The organism is Bradyrhizobium sp. CCBAU 51745, from assembly GCF_028128715.1.
In the GTDB taxonomy this organism is placed as follows: domain Bacteria; phylum Pseudomonadota; class Alphaproteobacteria; order Rhizobiales; family Xanthobacteraceae; genus Bradyrhizobium; species Bradyrhizobium manausense.
On record NZ_LBJP01000001.1, the window covers coordinates 171,764 to 189,754 of the forward strand.

Below are 17,991 nucleotides of genomic sequence, written 5' to 3' on the forward strand. Positions count from 1 at the left end.
TTGCATACGCGTGCTGGCGCGATTTTGATCAACGTCACATCGAGCCTGCCCAGCGGGTTCCGATTTGGTTTAAACCGTCACAAATTTGCAACAGGCCTTCTGCAGGGCCGCGCCGCAACGGCCCCGGGCTCTCACCTATGGCCCCGCGAACCGCGCGACTCGCGACACCGTCCCGCTGCCGAAGCGTTAAGCAAGGGATGACGCTTTTTCACACCTTACGCGGCGGTTCAAACTAGCCCACTATTGAGGCACTGCATCCCATGCAAGCGCATCAACGCATGTTAGATCCGACGCCTAACGGCCTGCATTCCGGCGAGTCCCCGTTGCTCAAGACGGTCGGGCTGACCAAGCGCTATGGCGAGTTCCTCGCCAACGATTCCATCGACATCGACGTCTGGCCTAGGGAAATCCACGCCCTGCTTGGCGAGAACGGCGCCGGCAAATCGACGCTGGTGAAGGCGATCTACGGGCTGATCCAGCCCTCTGCCGGCGAAATCCGCTGGCAGGGCGAACCAATCGTGCTGTCCGGCCCCTCTGAGGCGCGCAGCCGCGGCATCGGCATGGTGTTCCAGCACTTTTCGCTGTTCGACAACCTCACCGTCGCTGAGAACGTCGCCCTTGGCCTCGACGGCAAGGAATCGTTCAAGGACATGTCGGCGCGGCTCGAGCAGGTATCCAGAACCTACGGACTGCCGCTCGATCCCAGACGGGAGGTCTGGCAATTGTCCGTCGGCGAGCGCCAGCGCATCGAGATCGTTCGCGCGCTGATGCAGGATCCAAAATTCCTGATTCTGGATGAGCCGACCGCCGTGCTGACGCCGCAGGAGGCGGACCAGCTCTTTGTCGTGCTGGAACGGCTCAAGGCCGAGGGCCGCGCCATCCTCTATATCAGCCACAAGCTCGAGGAGGTGAAGCGGCTCTGCGACACCGCCACGATCCTGCGCGGCGGCAAGAAGATCCAGACCTGCAATCCCAGGCAGGAGACCGCCGCCTCGCTCGCGCGCATGATGGTTGGCGGCGAGATCAAGGAAGTGAAGGCCGCCGCCGGGCGGCGGACGACGATCCCACGGCTCGTCGTCAACGATCTCTCGCTCGCGCCCGACGAGGCGCACGGGGTCCGGCTCGAACACATCTCGTTCGAATTGAAGGGCGGCGAAATCCTCGGCATCGCCGGCGTCGCCGGCAACGGCCAGGACGAATTGTTTGCCGCCCTGTCCGGCGAGCGATTGTCGAAAGATCCGGGGACGATCGTGATCGAAGGCATCGCTGCCGGCCACCTTTCGATCACCAAGCGTCGCAAGCTTGGCGCCGCCTTCGTGCCCGAAGAGAGGCTCGGCCACGGCACTGCGCCGCGCATGAAACTGTCGGAGAACGCGCTGCTGACGGGCCATGCCGCCAGCGGAATGGTCCATCACGGCTTCATCGACACCGCGGCCACGCTGAAGACGGTGGACAAGGCGACCGAGACGTTTGACGTCCGCAAGGCAAAGCGCGACCCGGAAGCCGCATCCCTCTCCGGCGGTAATCTGCAGAAATTCATTGTCGGCCGCGAGATCCTGCGCAACCCTGCAGTGCTGGTGGTGAGCCAGCCGACCTGGGGCGTCGACGCTGGAGCTGCCGCCGTCATCCGCCAGGCGTTGCTTGACCTGGCGACCGCAGGCGCCGCGGTGCTGGTGACCAGCCAGGATCTCGACGAGCTGGCCGAAATCGCCGACCGTATCGCCGTGATGTTCCACGGCCGCTTGTCTGCTCCGCTGGCAGCAAGCGAGGCGACGCGCGAGAAGCTCGGCCTGTTGATGGGCGGCAGCACCCTGGAACCGAAGGAGGCCGCGCATGCAGTTGGTGCTTGAGAAGCGCGCCGAGCGCTCCAACACGATCGCGCTGGTATCGCCGCTGATCGCGATCGGCCTGACGATCGTGACCATGACCATCCTGTTCGCGATTCTTGGCAAGAATCCGGTCCTCGCCCTGCACGCTTATTTCATCGCGCCTCTGACCGACGGCTATTCGCTTCAGGAGATCGCCGTGAAGGCGACGCCGCTGGTGATGATCGCGATCGGGCTGTCGCTCTGCTACCTCGCCAATGCCTGGAACATCGGCGCTGAGGGGCAATTCCTGATCGGCGCGGTTGCCGGAAGCTGGATTGCGGTCAAGACGCAAGGCACCGACGCCGGCGCCTGGGTGCTGCCGGCCATGCTCGTGCTGGCCGCTGCCGCCGGCGCGCTCTATGCGCTGATCCCGGCAATCTGCAAGGTGAAGTTCGGTGCTAGTGAAATCCTGACCAGCCTGATGCTGGTCTATGTCGCCGACCTCCTGATGGACTATCTCGTCCGCGGGCCCTGGCGCGACCCGAAGGGTTTCAATTTCCCGACCACGGCGGAGTTCGATCCCGTCGCGACGGTGCCGCTGCTGATCGAAGGCGGCCGGCTGCATTTCGGCTCGATCATTGCACTGCTGGTCGTGGCAGCCGCGGCAATCCTGCTTGGACGCACCATCAAGGGATTCGAGATCCGCGTGGTCGGTGCTGCGCCGCGCGCGGCGCGGTTCGGCGGCTTCAACGCCAACCAGCTGATCATCCTGACCTTCGCGGTGTCCGGCGCGCTGGCCGGCCTTGCCGGCATCATCGAAGTCGCAGGTCCCGTCGGACACCTCCAACCCGGCATCTCACCCGGCTACGGTTTCACCGCGATTATCGTCGCGTTCCTCGGCCGGCTGAACCCGATTGGAATATTAATTGCAGGCCTGTTTCTCGCGCTCACCTTTATCGGCGGCGAGCAGGCGCAGATCGCAATGAAGATCCCGTTGGACGTCACCAAGGTGTTCCAGGGCATCCTGCTCTTCTACGTGCTCGCCTGCGATTCTCTCATTCTCTACCGCTTCAAGCTGCTCTTCCCGAACCGACAGGTGACCCGTGGAGCTGGTTGAAGCCATCATCCTGTCGGTGCTCGCCGCCTCGACACCGCTCCTGATCGCAGCAACCGGCGAGCTCGTCACCGAGCGGTCCGGCGTGCTTAATCTCGGCGTCGAGGGCATGATGATTGTCGGCGCGGCCTGCGGCTTTGGCGGCGCGTGGTTGACCGGATCGATTCTGATCGGCGCGCTGTTCGGCATCATCGCGGGAGTGCTGATGTCACTGATCTTCGCGCTGATGGCACTCGGGCTCGCTGTCAACCAGGTCGCAACAGGGTTGGCGTTGACCATCCTCGGCATCGGCCTCTCCGGCCTCATCGGTGCAGGCTTCGTCGGCGAACGGCTCACGCCGGCCGCACATTTATACATTTCTGGACTCACCGACATTCCTTTGGTCGGCCGCGTCCTGTTCGGCGAGGACGCCTTCGTCTATTTCTCGATCGCTCTCATCGTCGGCGTCTGGTGGTTCCTGTATCGCACACGCGCGGGATTGATCCTGCGCGCCTGCGGCGACAATCATATCTCGGCACACGCGCTTGGCTATCCCGTGCTGCGCATCCGCACCCTCGCCGTGATGTTCGGCGGCGCCTGCGCAGGTCTTGCCGGCGCCTATCTGCCGCTTGCCTATACGCCGTTCTTCATTCCCGGCATGACTGCGGGCCGCGGCTGGATCGCACTCGCGCTGGTCGTGTTCGCATCCTGGCGGCCGGGTCGGCTCGTGGTCGGCGCTTACCTGTTCGGTGCAGTGACGATCCTGCAACTGCATGCGCAAGGCTGGGGCGTCGGCATTCCCTCGCAATTCATGTCTGCACTGCCGTATCTGGCGACGGTCATCGTGCTGGTCCTGCTCTCCCGCGCGCGCACCGGCGGCTCGACCGCGCCGGCCGCGCTCGGCATCGTGTTCGTGCCTGACCGCTAGCGTTTTGGTTTCCGCAGTGTGCGCGATGGGGCGCGCACGCTGCGGATCGTGGCTATCCCCTGATGTTTGGAGATTGATGATGAGGAAATCACTTCTTGCGCTGGCTGCCGGCCTTCTGCTTGCCGGGAGCGTCAGTGCAGCTTCCGCCGCCGATAAGCTGAAAGTCGGCTTCATTTACCTCGGCCCGATCGGCGATCTCGGCTGGACCTACCAGCACGATCAAGCGCGCCTGGCGCTCGAGAAGGAGCTTGGCGACAAGATCGAGACCACTTATCTCGAAAATGTCCCTGAAGGTCCCGACGCCGAACGCGCTATCGAGCAGCTTGTCCGCGCCGGCAACAAGCTGATCTTCACGACGTCGTTCGGCTACATGGATCCGACGCTGAAGGTCGCCAAGAAATATCCGAACGTGCATTTCGAGCACGCGACCGGCTACAAGCGCGACAAGAATATGTCGACGTATTCCTCGAAGTGGTATCAGGGCCGCTACATTCAAGGCCTGATCGCGGCCAAGATGTCGAAGTCGGGCGTGCTCGGTTATATCGGTTCGTTCCCGATCCCCGAGGTCGTCTCCGGCATCAACGCGACGATGATCGCGGCGCAGAGCATCAACCCCAACATCAAGGTCAAGATCATCTGGGCCAACACCTGGTTCGACCCGGGCAAGGAAGCCGACGCCGCCAAGGCGCTGATCGACCAGGGCGCCGACGTGATCATGCAGCACACGGACTCGCCCGCCGCGATGCAGATCGCCAGCGAACGCGGCAAGCTCGCCTTCGGCCAGGATTCCGAGATGATCAAGTTCGGGCCCAAGACCCAGCTGACCTCGATCCTCGACACCTGGGCCCCCTACTACATCGCCCGCGTCAAGGCCGAGCTCGACGGCACCTGGAAATCGGAAGACACCTGGGGCGGTCTCGACAGCCACATGTTCGCGATGGCGCCGTATACCAATATGCCCGACGACGTGAAAAAGATCGCCGAGGATGCCCAGGCGGCGATCACCGCCGGCAAACTGCACCCGTTCAAATGCCCGGTCATTGGGCAGGACGGCAAGGAGATCGAGTGCAAGGGCGGCGCCAATCTCGATGACGGCCAGATCCTCGGCATGAATTTCTACGTCAAGGGCATCGACGACAAGCTGCCGGGCAAGTAGCACGCTTCTTGCATTGCCTAAATCACCTGCTCCTCCCGGAGGAGGTTCGGAGGGGGTGGCCAGAAGCACCCGGCACTTGTGGCCGCCCCCTCTTTCTATCCTAGCCCGCCTGCATCGCCCGCGCCGCGGCGCTGTGCCGGCGGATCAGGTCCGGAACGTCCAGTCCCGGGATCGCGCCGTCGATCACGGCCCAGTTCCCCGCCACCATCACCCTGTCAGCCCGATGCGCGCCGCACAGCACCAGCGCGGCCAGGGCATCGCCGTGGCCGGAGAAACGCAGCTCGTCGAGCTTGAACAGCGCAAGGTCGGCGGCCTTGCCGACGGCGATCTCGCCGAGTTCCGGGCGGCCGACGCAGGCTGCCGAGCCTTGGGTGGCCCAGCGCAGCGCATCCTTGTGGCTGACCTTGGTCACGCCATAGCGCGCCCGCTGCAGCAGGAACGCCGCGCGCACCTCCTGCATCAGGTTCGACCCATCATTGGAGGCCGAACCGTCGACGCCAATGCCGATCCCGACCCCGGCCTCCTCCATCTCGCACACCGGACAGCAGCCGGAGGCCAGCAGCTGGTTGCTGCACGCGCAATGGCTGATGGTCGTCTTGGCCTTGCCGAGCCGCTTCATCTCGTCGGCGTTGAAAAAGATGCCGTGCGCGAGCCAGGTCCGCGGATTGAGCCAGCCGCATTGCTCGAGATAGTCGAGCGGACGGCAGCCATACATCTGCTGGCAGAATTTGTTCTCGTCCTCGGTCTCGGCGAGATGGGTGTGCAGGCGCACGTCGAGCTTGTCGGCGAGATCGGCGGTGGCGCGCATCAAGGACGTCGTCACCGAAAACGGCGAGCACGGCGCAAGCGCAATCTGCACCATCGCATCCGCGCCGCGCTGGTGATGCTTGGCCACCACGCGCGCGCTGTCGGCCAGGATGGTGTCCTCGTCCTGCACGACGCTGTCAGGCGGCAGGCCGCCGTCGCGTTGCGACAGGTTCATCGAGCCACGCGTCAGCAGCACACGGACGCCGAGCCGCCTTGCGACGCCGACCTCGATATCGACGGACTCCTCGAGCCCTTTCGGGAAGACATAGTGATGATCCGTCGTCGTCGTGCAGCCCGAGAGCAGCAGTTCCGACATCGCCACGGTGACGCCGAGCTCGAGCGCCTCGGGCGTCATCTTCGCCCACACCGGATAGAGCGCCTGCAGCCAGGGAAACAGCTCGCGATCCATTGCCGCCGGCAGCGCCCGCGTCAGCGTCTGATAAAAATGATGATGGGTGTTGATGAGGCCGGGCAGCACGACATGCTCGCTCGCATCGAACACCGTGACACCGGCAGTCGCCGGTGTTCCGCCTGAAGGCACGAGTTCGACGATACGACCATCCTTAACGACGACCCCGCGGCCAGCGCCGTCAGCGAGAATGGCCTGGGGATCCCTGATCCAGATCGGCTTTGCGTCGCTCATGTCTCCATTTCTCCTCGCCCTCGTTAACGAATCGCCTGCAAGGCAAAGGCCATTCCGAGTGCGTCATTGCTGCGACTTGTTGTTGCTACTTGGCGCTGGTCTTGCAAGAATTTACCTCGACACAAATCATCCGGCGCAGGCGTTCTCGCAAGTCATGGACTTGAATACCATCACAGCGGTTTCCCGTCCGCAAACGCGCTCCGAACTGCCCGTTTGGACGCCAGGTGATGCTTGGCTCGCGGGCGGTACCTGGCTGTTCTCCGAGCCGCAGATCCACCTCACGCGGCTGATCGATCTCGCCGATCTGAAATGGCCGGCACTGACGATCACCGACAGCCATCTCAGCATCGCAGCCACCTGCACCATCTCGCAACTCGACGCGTTCACCTGTCCGCCTGACTGGCTCGCGGCCCCACTGATCAGCCAATGCTGTCGCGCCTTCCTCGCCTCGTTCAAGATCTGGAAAACGGCGACGGTCGGCGGCAATCTCTGTATGTCGCTGCCGGCGGGACCGATGATCTCGCTCACATCCGCACTCGACGGCATCTGCACCATCTGGAAAGCCGGCGGCGGCGAGCAGAGGATGCCCGTCGCTGACTTCGTCACCGGCAACCAGCGCAATCGCTTGTCGCCGGGCGACCTTCTGCGCCAGATCGACATTCCGCTTCCTCCCCTGAAGCGTCGCTCCGCGTTTCGCCAGATCTCGCTCGCACCGGTCGGCCGCTCCGCGGCCCTGCTGATCGGAAGCCTCGATGGCAATGGCGCGTTGAAGCTGACCGTAACAGCATCGACCGTGCGCCCGATCCAGATATCGTTTCCCGGGCCGACCGATGCGAGCACGCTTCGCACCGCGATCTCCGAGGAGATCCCCGACGATCTCTATTACACCGACATTCATGGCAAGCCGCTTTGGCGCAAGCACATGACGCTGCGGCTCGCCGAGGAGATCCGTGCCGAACTGCTGGGTGCAACGCCGTCATGAGCTTCGAGGTCAACGGCACGACATTTCCGCAAATGCCGCGCGCCGGCCAATGCCTGCGCACGTTTTTGCGCGAGCTTGGCCAGTTCGGAGTGAAAAAAGGCTGCGACGCCGGCGATTGCGGGGCCTGCACCGTGCTGCTCGACGGCGAGCCGGTGCACAGCTGCCTGATCCCCGCGTTCCGCGCGGAGGGACGCGCCATCACCACGATCGAAGGGCTCGGCAGCGAGGACGGAACGCATCCGATGCAGCAGGCTTTTCTCGACGCGCAAGCGTTCCAGTGCGGCTTCTGCACCGCCGGCATGATCCTGACCTGCGCCTCGTTGAACCAGGCGCAACGTACCGACCTTGGCGCAGCGCTGAAGGGCAATATCTGTCGCTGCACGGGCTATCGCGCGATCGAGGACGCGATCCACGGCAAATGCAATGTCGAGGCGCGCGTCGAGGCCGGCGGCGCGTTCGGCCGCAGCCTGCCGGCGCCTGCAGGGCCGGACGTCGTCCGCGGCAAGGCGCGCTACACGTTCGACACCGAGATCGAGGGCCTGCTGCACATCAAGCTGCTGCGCTCGCCGCATGCCCATGCCCGGATCGTGTCGATTGACAAGTCGGCGGCGATGGCAGTTCCGGGCGTGCACGCCATCCTGACGCATGAGGATGCGCCAATGGTGCTGACATCGACGGCGCGGCATGAGAAGGATTGGATGGATCCCGAGGATACCCGCATCCTCGACGACGTCGTCCGCTTCATCGGCCAGAGGGTCGCGGCGGTGGTGGCCGAGAGTGAAGGCGTGGCCGAGGAGGCCTGCCGGCGACTGAACGTCACATACGAGATTCTGCCCGCGTTGATCGATCCGGAGCAGGCGATGATGCCGGGCGCGCCGCTCGTTCACCCTGATAGGACCAGCGCCAACCGCGTTGCCGACGCGCAACGCAACCTGGTCGCCGAGATTCATGGCGAGTTCGGCGATGTCGCCTCCGCACTCGCCACCTCCGCCGTGACGTACGAGGCCACGTTCCACAGCCATCGCGTGCAGCATGCGGCGCTGGAGACCCATGGCGGCCTCGCCTGGCTCGACGAAGCAGGCGTGCTCAACGTCCGCAGTTCGACGCAGGTGCCGTTCCTGACCCGGCGCGCGCTGTCGGACATCTTTAGGCTTCCGATGGACAAGGTCCGTGTGTTTTGCGAGCGGGTCGGCGGCGGCTTTGGCGGCAAGCAGGAGATGTTCGTCGAGGATATCCTGGCGCTGGCCGCGCTGAAGACGGGACGCCCCGTCAAGCTCGAGCTCACCCGCGAGGAACAGTTCATCGCGACCTCGACACGGCATCCGATGCGGGTCCACATCAAGGCCGGCGCCGACTCTAGCGGCAAGCTCACCGCGCTCCAGCTCGACGTGCTCTCCAATACCGGCGCTTACGGCAATCACGGCCCCTCCGTGATGTTCCACGCGGTGAACGAATCGATCGCCGTCTATAACTGCCCCAACAAGCGCGTCGATGGCTTCGTCGTCTACACCAATACGGTGCCCGCCGGCGCATTTCGCGGCTATGGCCTGCCGCAGTCGGTGATCGCGGTGGAAGCCGCGATCGACGAACTGGCCAGGCAGCTCGGCATCAGCCCTTACGACATGCGCCGCCGCAATATCGTCAGGCCCGGCGATCCCATGCTGTCGCCACCTGAGTCCGAATATCATGACGTGTTGTATGGCTCCTACGGGCTCGACCAATGCATCGACCTCGTCGAACGCGCCATGCTGGCGGACCAGCCGCAGCCCGAGCTGTCGCCGGACTGGCTGACCGGCGACGGCATCGCGCTGACCATGATCGACACCGCACCGCCCGCCGGCCACATCGCCGACGCCATGATCGCGCTCAACGAGGATGGCGGCTTCGATCTCACCGTCGGGACCGCCGAGTTCGGCAACGGCACCAGCACGGTGCACCGGCAGATCGCCGCCACTGTCCTGGCGACCACCGTCGACAGGATCCGCCTGCGCCAGTCCGATACCGCCCATGGCGGCCACGACACCGGCGCCTATGGCAGCACCGGCACCTTCGTTGCCGGCAAGGCGACGCAGGCCGCCGCAACGCAGCTTGCCGCCGAATTGAAGGCGGCCGCCGCTGGCGCGTGGCTTTGCGATGTCGCGAGCTGCACGCTCGAGGACGAATTCGTCGCCAGCGGCGTGCGGCGTATGTCCTTTGCCGAGCTCGCCAAGCACGCGCGCGAGGCGGGTCGTCCGCTCGCAGCGCAAGGCAATTCCGAGGGAACGCCACGCTCGGTCGGGTTCAACGTCCAGGGCTTTCGCGTCGCCGTGAACAAGGGCACCGGCGAGATCAGGATTCTCCGGAGCGTGCAGGCCGCCGATGCCGGCGTCGTCGCCAATCCCATGCAATGCCGCGGCCAGGTCGAGGGCGGCGTCGCGCAAGCCCTCGGTGCTGCGCTCTACGAGGAGATGGTGATCGACGCGGAGGGGCGCGTCACCAATCCCAAATTCCGTGACTACCATCTGCCGTCCTTCGCGGACGTGCCGCGCACGGAGGTGTTGTTCGCCGAGACATCCGATACGATCGGGCCGCTTGGCGCGAAGTCGATGAGCGAGAGCCCGTACAATCCGGTCGCCGCCGCCCTCGGCAACGCCATCGCCGATGCCACCGGCATCCGCTTCACCGCGCCGCCGTTCAAGCCGGACCGGCTGTTTCCAGCCCTGCACGACAAGTTCGGCGACTAGCTGCCGCGATAGGTCGAATAGCTCCACGGCGTGACCAGCAGCGGCACGTGGTAATGGCTTTCCGGCTCGCTGATCGCAAACCGTAGCGGGATCTCGTCGAGGAACGGCGGATCCGACAGCGGCACGTTGCGCTCGGCGTAATACTTTCCGACGTTGAAGCGGAGCTCGTAGCGGCCGATCGGCAGCGGGCGACCGCCGATCAGCGGCTCGTCAGTGCGGCCGTCGGCGTTGGTGACGGTGCGCGCGATGATACGGTTCTCGCCGAGCGCAGCGAGCTCGACCAGCTCCACGGGAATCCCCGGCGCTGGCTTGCCGGCGTGATTGTCCAGCACATGAGTCGAGAGCCGGCCGTGCACCTTCAGTCTATCGTCGGCGATGACCAGCTGATCGAGCCGCAGCGCCGAGATGCGGCCGATCTCCTCAATCGCGCGACGCGTCTCGGTCTTGGCGATATTGCGCAGCCGCGTCTCGAAGTCGCGCAGCACCGAATCCTTGGTGTGACGTCGCACGCAGACGATATAGGGGAAGCCGAACTTTTCGCGGTAAGCGTTGTTGACGCGCTCGAACGCCGAATATTCGGCCTCCGACAGCCGATCGAGGCCGGCGCTGTTCTGCTCATCGGTCGATTCCGCCGTCAGGCCCGCCGCGCGCTGGGTCTTGTTGGCCAAGTCAGGATGCGCGCGGATCAACGCCAGCTGCACGTCGGGTTCGGCCGCCTGGATTGCCGCGATCAGCGCGGCGTGCAACTGATTGATGCCGGCGAACGGCCGCTGCGCCGCGATTTGCTCGGCAATCCACGGCGAATATTCGACGACATTGGCGAGCGCGGCGACGAAGTCGGCCTTGCTTGCGGCGTTGAGATCGGCGAGCGGGATTTGCGCCATCACATCTCTACCGGATCTCGAACGCGTCGGCCGCGAGATGCGCATGCTTGTTGTGCCAATGCTGCGCGATCTGCAGCCGCGTCGGCACCCAGACGCGATCGTGCTTGCCGACATAATCGAGGAAGCGGATCAGGCCTGCGGCACGGCCCGGCCGGCCGGCGAGGCGGCAGTGCAGTCCCACCGACATCATCTTCGGCGCGGTCTCGCCTTCGGCGTAGAGCACGTCGAAGGCGTCCTTCAGATAGGTGAAGAACTGCTCGCCTTCGGCAAACCCTTGCGGGTTGATGAAGCGCATGTCGTTGGCGTCGAGCGTATAGGGAATCATGAGCTGCTTGCCGTTCGCGCCCTTGACCCAATAGGGCAGATCGTCGGCATAGGAGTCGCAGAGATAGAGGAAGCCGCCCTCCTCCATCAGCAGACGGTTGGTGTTGATCGAGGAGCGCCCGGTGTACCAGCCGAGCGGCCGCGATCCGACCGCCTCGGTGTGAACGCGGATGGACTCGGCGATCTCGGCGCGCTCCTGCGCCTCGGTCATGTCCTTGTGCTCGATCCATTTCAGGCTGTGGCTTGCGATGTCCCAGCCTGATTCCTTCATCGCCGCGACGATCTCGGGATTGCGCTTCAGCGCAGTGGACACCCCGAACACGGTGGCCGGCCATTTGCGCTCGCCAAACAGGCGCCACAAGCGCCAGAAGCCGGCGCGCGAGCCATATTCGAACATGGATTCGATATTGGCGTGGCGCTGGCCCGGCCAGGGCTGCGCGCCCAGCACGTCGGACAGGAACGCTTCCGAGGCGCGGTCGCCGTGCAAGACGTTGTTCTCACCGCCCTCCTCGAAATTGACAACGAACTGCACCGCGACCCGGGCGTTGCCGGGCCACTCTGGATGCGGCGGGTTGCGACCGTAACCGCGGAGATCGCGCGGGTAGCTGTTGTCAGTCACTCAGACTTCCTCGAAGCGGATCGGCAGCGCACCCTTCCACAGCACGCTCTTGCCCAGCGGTGCCAGGTTCTCCAGCCCCGAAGTCACGGTGATGAAGTGATTGCCGGCGAGCTGGCCCATCTTGCTGGCGAAATGCACGCCGCCATAGGCGAGCAGGATCTCGGTCTCGCTGATGCCGCCGGGATAGAGGATGATCTGGCCCGGGGCAGGATAGCTGGTGTGGTTCTCGTAGCCGACACCGAAGTCGAGATCGCCGAGCGGCATCCAGACGCCTTCGCCGCTCCAGCGCACATGGATGATGTGGCTTTCGAACGGCAGCGCCTTGCGGAACGCCGCGACGGTCTTGGGTGCGGCCTGCTCTTCGAAGCGGGCATCGAAGGTGAAATCGCCGGCGCGGATAACGAGTTTGCTCATCTCATCTCTCTGGGTCGGGGGCCAAAAGGTTCGCCCCACGGGGAACTTGCACGCAAAGAGCATTCCAGCGGGCTTCGCGCAAGGGCGTGAGGTCCGTTACCTGCGGTCGTAGGACCAGCCGAAAATGCCACTCCGCCGTACCTCCGGCTCGGGCTCCGCAGCGGCGGCGGCGGCCGGCGGCGCCTCCTTCAGTTCCGCCTGGGGCGGTGGCGGAGACGGCGCCGGCAGGTTCTCGCATTTCATGGAATAGACCAGCTTGCCGTCGGCGGTGCGTCCGATCGGAGTGCAGGGGTCGGGATGCGCCGCCGCGGCTTTGGGAGCGGGTTTGACCTGCGCCACCGCCGGCGAGGCGATCAAAAGCAGGACCAGCAGATATTTCGACATCATTGTCGCGCCTGAAACCTTCATTGCTCCCATTCAACCGGATTGCACCAGCCAAGTCCATCCGCACCCGCCAGGCGACTGCCGAATATTTAGCCGGGACCAAAAAATTCGCTCGCCCCATCGTGAACCCGGCCAGGGTGATATCAGGCCGGAGGCATCGCCATGTCATGCGAGACGACGATGACATTTCTCACGACCGGGACGTCGTCACGGGAGAAACATCCATGCGAAAGACTCTTGCCATTCTCGGCGCCACGCTGATCACCGCCATCACCATCCAGACCGCCGCCGCGAACGACCGTCAGCACGTTCGCAAGGCACGACCTGCCCCCATCACCCAGTCGGTGCGCGACTCCAATGCAGCCATGTGGCCGTCGCAGCCTCCTGAACCCGACTGGTCGCGCTACGCCAATGGCGCAATGTCGGCACCGGCGGGACGGTGAGACGGAAGGTATAGAGCGCTCTCGTGTTCCGGACGCGCTGCAGCGCGTAGCGTTGCTGCGCAGAGCCGGGACCCACGCGACACGGATTGCTCGGAGATGTGGGCCCCGGCTCTGCAGCGCACCGTCGAAGAGACGCTGCGCTGCGTCTGGGGCACGAGAGAGTATGAGGCGCCCACATCGCTTCTCCAATTGAAGCTGTCATTCCCCGCGACCCGGCTATGCCAAGGCTTCGCCGGGGTTGAGGTCCAGGGCAGCCGAAGCTTTTAGCGTAGGCGGCAGGCGGGGAATCCAGTACGCCGCGCCTTCTCGGCTCAATCATTGCTGTCTCTGAGTCCTGGATCGCCCGGTCCTAGTGCGCAATTGCGCACTGGCCGGGCGATGACAGCGAGTGTGTAGACGCAGTATGAGGGCACGGCATCGCTCTTCCGTTCGCAGGTGTCGTAGGGTGGGAAAGGCGCCAAGCGCCGTGCCCACCATGTGCTTGTGGTGGGCACGCTTCGCTTTGCCTACCCTACGATAGCGTCGTCTGTGGCAAGCAGCGCTCCAATCGCAGACACGCCTTCGCCTCCTCGCGGCTCATTTCGCCCAAGCTTTGCTTGATCTCTCCACCCTCTCAATCAAGAGGCGCAGGGAAGACCGGGTGCCGACCTCGCACCCGCGGTCTGCTGCGCGAAAATGTAGCGCAAGAAGATCGCACAGCAGCATACAGGTGAAGTCCAACACACGGCCTTCCCTGCGCAGGGGTTCTCAGGCAGCAAAAAATGTAATAATAACAACATTATGGGGCCGGTGTGTCCTCCGTTGTGTCCCGATTTGATCAGGGTCTTGGACGATATGGAGAGTTTCTGAGACCTATTGGAAGGTGCTGGATAACGACGCCTTACCATTCAATGTCCGGGCCGCGGTCACCGGTGCAAAGTATAGTTCCCAAAGCTTGAGCAATGACCTGATGCATGGAAAAGAGTGTCTTAAGACGTTGATAGAACGGATCGGCCATGAGCACGTCGAGCTGCGGTTGCAAACTGAACGTGAGCACGAGGCACAGCTGTTCGGCCAAGGGACGCTAATCTTTAATCTCGAGAACTTATATTTGGCGCCGTTTGTTATCGAGTTTGGCCTCAAGCTCACGGGTCTTTATGGCGTTGCGCGGCGAAATGCCGAGCGTGTTCTCATCAAGAGAAATTTGATCCGCTCCGCATCTTTGCCTCGAAGCTTTGATGGTTTCACAATGCTCCACGTGAGCGATCTACACGGCGACACTAGTCTCGGTGCGATGGGTCATTTGGCTGATATCACTCGGGACCTTGTGTACGACATCTGTGTGTTAACGGGCGACTATCGCGGAAAGACCTATGGGTCATTCGAGAAGAGCCTGGAAGCTATCGCTCCGGTTATGGCAAGCCTAAAGCAACCAATTTTCGCGGTGCTCGGCAATCACGATAGCATTTTGATGACGCCTGCGCTCGAAGCGATGGGCGCAAAGGTGTTGTTCAATGAAACCGAGGTAATTGCGCGGGGAAATGATCAAATCTACCTTGCCGGAATTGATGACGCGCATTTCTATCGCGTTGGCGATATTGGCAAGGCGGCCCATGCAATTCCAGTCAACACCTACTCAATACTCCTCTCGCACACGCCGGAGGTCTACCGTGAGGCCGCACACAGAGGCTTCGACTTGATGCTAAGCGGACATACGCACGGAGGTCAGCTCTGCCTGCCCTACGGGGTTCCGATCAAGCTCGAAGCAAAGTTGCCGCGGCGGCTGGGTAGCGGCGCGTGGCGATATGGTCATATGGCCGGCTACACTTCGACAGGGGCTGGCACCAGCCTCCTGCCGGTCCGGCTCAACTGTCCAGCCGAAGTCACCTTGCATACACTACGGCAAGGATGAGGTTGGTAGAGAACTCTTAACAGTCAACGTGGACTGAACCGGACCCTGTGGCTGGCTGTCCCAAATACATTCACATTTGCCGCCCTGATAGAGCCGGACCATCCGGTCTGTTTCAGGGGGCAATCATCGATGTCCGCAGCACCAAGGGATTGGCGCATGCCGGGCAAGGTAAAGGTGGGGACCCCGTGATCCGCAATACGGCCTCCGGACGATGGCCGGACTAGCGGGCTCGCGCTAGTTGTGGTTATTGAGATCCTATGGCTGGGAAACTGATTTCGACCGGCGGGCGCACGCTGCGGCTGTTGAAGCTCGTCTTTGCGCTGCTCTGCTTGACCATACTGGTGACCAACATCCGCACGACGTCGGGTTGGAACGAAGCGCGCGGCGTCTACGATGACGTGTGCTACCTTCGGCAGGCGCACTTGTTTCAGCGCTTTGGCGTCAGTGGCTTGGACACAAACAGCTCGCGTGACGACGACGGCTTCTTCCAGGCCAAATTGAAAGAGATCGGGTATTCCGATTGGCGAGACCCGACCCGGTGGCCTTGCCATACCCCGATGTCAGACCACAAGATGGTCGTTCAATACCCACCCGGAACCGGGTTCTTGCTGGCCCTGTTCCCCGACGGCCATCAGGTGGTGCCACTCTACCTTGCCGCCACCCTGATCGTTTGTTGCTTTGCCCTCCTAGCCATTTTTTCAGCTCAATGGATTCCTGCGGTGCTTGCAGCCGGAGCGTTCGGGGCTCTGGCCCTGGTGCTGATGATCAATCCTACGAAGGCCAGCTACTCGATCGCGCCGACGATGGCGATTTGTGCACTCGCAGGGTTCTTAACCGCACGATGGATGGCAGAGGAGCGCGATAATAGCCTGTTGGCGATGGTCATCGGCTTGCTGCTCGGATTGTCGGTCAATCTTAGATTGGCCAACCTGTTCCTTGGATCGGGTTATTTCCTAGTCCTTGGAATCTCGTTGCTGCGCTCGCGCAAACCCAGCGCCTTCGCACAGACCATGGGATTTGGGATTGCGTTCGTGCTCGGCATGGCCCCAACATTGATTGCAAACGCCATTAACGCAGGTAGCCCCTTTGCGACGACGTACGGTACCGCCGACGTGATCGCCCCAGCGTTCGACCTCGGCGTCCTCGGCGAATATGCAAGAGATATTCAATCCGTGCTGATCATGCTTGCTGTGAGCTGGATCACATGGCTATTGCGGACGGATGAGAACGGCGTCCGAAGGGTCGCACTCCTCGTGGCGGGCAATCTCGCCATCAATCTCTTGTTTTTTCTAAGCCACCCGATCTTTACTCCCTACTACATTGTGCCGATTGCGATGCTTTCGCTTTGGAGCGTGTGCTTTGCTGGACTGATTCTCTCTGCAAAAGCTGCCGCGCCGACGCCTGTCTCGCTAGAAGCCGCAAGCCTCAAAGCACTTCCGTAAATGACATCTCCGCCCTTCCGCATCGCCGTTCTAGTGCCCTGCTATAACGAGGAAGCAACGATCGCGACGGTCGTTACTGACTTTCGCAAGGCTCTGCCTTCGGCAGAAGTCTACGTCTATGACAACAACTCAAGCGACCACACGGCCAGCGCCGCCCGCGACGCGGGAGCCAATGTCCGCAGTGAGTATCGGCAGGGCAAAGGCAACGTGGTGCGCCGCATGTTCGCCGATATCGATGCCGACGTATATGTGCTTGTGGACGGCGATGCCACCTACGACGCGCCAAGCGCGCCACGCATGATCGAAAAGCTGATCGACGACCATCTTGACATGGTCGCCGGTTTCCGAGTCGATCAGTCCGACGCTGCATATCGACGAGGCCATCGCGCTGGGAACAGGATGCTGACAAGCGTTCTCTCATCGACTTTTGGTCACACGTTCAAGGATATCCTCTCGGGTTATCGCGTGTTTTCGCGCCGGTTCGTGAAGTCTTTTCCGGTTCTATCCGACGGATTCGAGATCGAGACCGAGCTTGTTGTCTACGCACTGGAATTGTCGCTACCGGTTGCCGAGGTGCCGACGCCCTACTACGCTCGCCCGGAAGGCTCCTTCTCCAAGCTCAACACGTGGCGTGACGGCTTTCGTATCCTCGGCACCATGTTGCGGCTCTACCGCTCGGAGAGGCCGTTGCGCTTTTTCACGGCCATCGGGATCGTTCTCGCGCTCGCTTCGGTCATTCTGGCCATTCCAATTTTGATCACCTTCATTGAGACCGGATTGGTGCCGCGCCTGCCAACGGCTGTGCTGTCGATGGGATTAATGATCATGGCGATGTTGTCCGTGTCATCCGGTCTGGTGCTCGACACCGTAACGCGGGGACGGCGAGAGATGAAGATGCTGGCCTATCTTTCGCAGCCGTACCTCTCGACGTATCGATCACCACCATGAAATTCGCCGCCCACCAACTGGCGCGCTCGAAAGGCCGGGAATAGGGCCTATTGGGACCCAGCCCTTTCGGCGGCCATCGCCGTCCTCTTCGCCAGAGTTTCAGAAGCGCTTGTTTCGGCGGGGCTTTTTCATTTGTAGAGCATCGGGAAAAAGAGCTTGCAGCATGGACCACACGGTTTTGCCGTATGCGCGTTCGCCTGGTGCCGCAGGGGCTTTCGGCAGTGTGCACACGCGCCGAAAGCCTGTTGGCACGACGAACGAACAGCGCCGCTCATCCACACGCGGTCTCGGGCTCACAGGGACTACCCGCCCTGCCCGCACCCTCTCGTGCCGACGCTGCCGTGTCCACCGCATCCCCGGCTCGCAAACGTGACGACTACGATCGCCCCTCAAGGTGAGCCGGGATGGGCCATACATAATTTCGGTAAAGTGGAATATTTTTGCGGCGTAGGATTGACAGAGGGCGACACGCCGGCCTCTCCGTGTCATTCCGGGGCGCGCC

General features: G+C 62.8%; 15 protein-coding genes. 10 read left to right on the forward strand and 5 right to left on the reverse strand.

Annotation, left to right across the window (positions count from 1 at the left end; translation table 11 throughout):
- Positions 1–278: 278 nt before the first annotated feature.
- The 4 genes from XH98_RS00800 to XH98_RS00815 all read left to right on the forward strand — a co-directional run bounded on the left by XH98_RS00800 (position 279) and on the right by XH98_RS00815 (position 4,985).
- On the forward strand, positions 279–1,850 hold the full coding sequence (locus tag XH98_RS00800) for an ABC transporter ATP-binding protein (RefSeq protein ID WP_271601420.1): 1,572 nt from the start codon (positions 279–281) through the stop codon (positions 1,848–1,850).
- A complete protein-coding gene (locus XH98_RS00805) occupies positions 1,834–2,925 on the forward strand; it encodes an ABC transporter permease (RefSeq protein WP_271601421.1) in 1,092 nt (363 codons plus the stop codon). Before XH98_RS00800 ends, XH98_RS00805 begins: the two co-directional genes overlap by 17 nt.
- Positions 2,912–3,829, forward strand: coding sequence for an ABC transporter permease (locus tag XH98_RS00810; RefSeq protein WP_271601422.1), 918 nt, complete (start codon positions 2,912–2,914; stop codon positions 3,827–3,829). The genes XH98_RS00805 and XH98_RS00810 overlap by 14 nt, the downstream gene beginning before the upstream one ends.
- A 79-nt stretch (positions 3,830–3,908) precedes the next feature.
- A complete protein-coding gene (locus XH98_RS00815) occupies positions 3,909–4,985 on the forward strand; it encodes a BMP family ABC transporter substrate-binding protein (RefSeq protein ID WP_271617489.1) in 1,077 nt (358 codons plus the stop codon).
- Between the two features lie 100 nt (positions 4,986–5,085).
- Here XH98_RS00815 and XH98_RS00820 read toward each other — a convergent pair whose 3' ends face one another.
- Positions 5,086–6,435 carry an 8-oxoguanine deaminase gene (locus tag XH98_RS00820; protein WP_271601424.1) on the reverse strand — a complete coding sequence of 450 codons (1,350 nt, stop codon included), beginning with the start codon at positions 6,433–6,435 and terminating at the stop codon, positions 5,086–5,088.
- Positions 6,436–6,589: 154 nt separating this feature from the next.
- On the opposite strand from XH98_RS00820, the gene XH98_RS00825 reads away from it, so the two are divergent.
- Both XH98_RS00825 and XH98_RS00830 read left to right on the forward strand, forming a co-directional pair.
- Positions 6,590–7,417: an FAD binding domain-containing protein gene (locus XH98_RS00825; RefSeq protein ID WP_271617490.1), complete on the forward strand. Its 828-nt coding sequence runs from the start codon at positions 6,590–6,592 to the stop codon at positions 7,415–7,417.
- Positions 7,414–10,140, forward strand: a complete 2,727-nt coding sequence (locus XH98_RS00830) for a molybdopterin-dependent oxidoreductase (protein ID WP_271617491.1) — start codon at positions 7,414–7,416, stop codon at positions 10,138–10,140. Before XH98_RS00825 ends, XH98_RS00830 begins: the two co-directional genes overlap by 4 nt.
- On the opposite strand, the gene uraD is transcribed toward XH98_RS00830, so the two are convergent.
- The 4 genes from uraD to XH98_RS00850 form a co-directional block, all read right to left on the reverse strand.
- A complete protein-coding gene (gene uraD, locus XH98_RS00835; protein ID WP_271617492.1) occupies positions 10,137–11,024 on the reverse strand; it encodes a 2-oxo-4-hydroxy-4-carboxy-5-ureidoimidazoline decarboxylase in 888 nt (295 codons plus the stop codon). The two genes, XH98_RS00830 and uraD, sit on opposite strands and share 4 nt — an antisense overlap.
- Positions 11,025–11,031: 7 nt before the next feature.
- Positions 11,032–11,967 (reverse strand): allantoinase PuuE, encoded by a 936-nt coding sequence (puuE, locus tag XH98_RS00840; RefSeq protein WP_271617493.1) that lies wholly within the window; start codon positions 11,965–11,967, stop codon positions 11,032–11,034.
- The gene (locus tag XH98_RS00845; protein WP_057750758.1) at positions 11,968–12,381 is read right to left on the reverse strand and encodes a DUF3830 family protein; all 414 of its coding nucleotides are present in this window, start codon (positions 12,379–12,381) and stop codon (positions 11,968–11,970) included.
- A 96-nt stretch (positions 12,382–12,477) separates the two neighbouring features.
- Positions 12,478–12,765: a hypothetical protein gene (locus XH98_RS00850; RefSeq protein ID WP_205668255.1), complete on the reverse strand. Its 288-nt coding sequence runs from the start codon at positions 12,763–12,765 to the stop codon at positions 12,478–12,480.
- Positions 12,766–12,989: 224 nt separating this feature from the next.
- Here XH98_RS00850 and XH98_RS00855 point away from each other — a divergent pair, with 224 nt between their 5' ends.
- The 4 genes from XH98_RS00855 to XH98_RS00870 all read left to right on the forward strand — a co-directional run bounded on the left by XH98_RS00855 (position 12,990) and on the right by XH98_RS00870 (position 17,489).
- Positions 12,990–13,208: a hypothetical protein gene (locus XH98_RS00855; RefSeq protein WP_271617494.1), complete on the forward strand. Its 219-nt coding sequence runs from the start codon at positions 12,990–12,992 to the stop codon at positions 13,206–13,208.
- Positions 13,209–14,070: 862 nt separating this feature from the next.
- A complete protein-coding gene (locus tag XH98_RS00860; RefSeq protein ID WP_271601430.1) occupies positions 14,071–15,099 on the forward strand; it encodes a metallophosphoesterase in 1,029 nt (342 codons plus the stop codon).
- 257 nt (positions 15,100–15,356) lie between these two features.
- The gene (locus XH98_RS00865; protein WP_271601431.1) at positions 15,357–16,541 is read left to right on the forward strand and encodes a hypothetical protein; all 1,185 of its coding nucleotides are present in this window, start codon (positions 15,357–15,359) and stop codon (positions 16,539–16,541) included.
- Entirely contained in the window at positions 16,542–17,489 is a 948-nt protein-coding gene (locus XH98_RS00870; protein WP_271601432.1) for a glycosyltransferase family 2 protein, read from the forward strand.
- The last annotated feature ends 502 nt before the right edge of the window (positions 17,490–17,991 follow it).

What these genes read in the sequence shown, in the direction of transcription:
- XH98_RS00865 (WP_271601431.1), top strand. Translation starts at nt 15,357, where the DNA reads ATGGCTGGGAAACTGATTTCGACCGGCGGGCGCACGCTGCGGCTGTTG.
- XH98_RS00820 (WP_271601424.1), bottom strand. Translation starts at nt 6,435, where the DNA reads ATGAGCGACGCAAAGCCGATCTGGATCAGGGATCCCCAGGCCATTCTC.
- uraD (WP_271617492.1), bottom strand. Translation starts at nt 11,024, where the DNA reads ATGGCGCAAATCCCGCTCGCCGATCTCAACGCCGCAAGCAAGGCCGAC.
- XH98_RS00825 (WP_271617490.1), top strand. Translation starts at nt 6,590, where the DNA reads ATGGACTTGAATACCATCACAGCGGTTTCCCGTCCGCAAACGCGCTCC.
- XH98_RS00870 (WP_271601432.1), top strand. Translation starts at nt 16,542, where the DNA reads ATGACATCTCCGCCCTTCCGCATCGCCGTTCTAGTGCCCTGCTATAAC.
- XH98_RS00815 (WP_271617489.1), top strand. Translation starts at nt 3,909, where the DNA reads ATGAGGAAATCACTTCTTGCGCTGGCTGCCGGCCTTCTGCTTGCCGGG.
- XH98_RS00830 (WP_271617491.1), top strand. Translation starts at nt 7,414, where the DNA reads ATGAGCTTCGAGGTCAACGGCACGACATTTCCGCAAATGCCGCGCGCC.
- XH98_RS00855 (WP_271617494.1), top strand. Translation starts at nt 12,990, where the DNA reads ATGCGAAAGACTCTTGCCATTCTCGGCGCCACGCTGATCACCGCCATC.
- XH98_RS00800 (WP_271601420.1), top strand. Translation starts at nt 279, where the DNA reads ATGTTAGATCCGACGCCTAACGGCCTGCATTCCGGCGAGTCCCCGTTG.
- XH98_RS00850 (WP_205668255.1), bottom strand. Translation starts at nt 12,765, where the DNA reads ATGTCGAAATATCTGCTGGTCCTGCTTTTGATCGCCTCGCCGGCGGTG.
- XH98_RS00805 (WP_271601421.1), top strand. Translation starts at nt 1,834, where the DNA reads ATGCAGTTGGTGCTTGAGAAGCGCGCCGAGCGCTCCAACACGATCGCG.
- XH98_RS00845 (WP_057750758.1), bottom strand. Translation starts at nt 12,381, where the DNA reads ATGAGCAAACTCGTTATCCGCGCCGGCGATTTCACCTTCGATGCCCGC.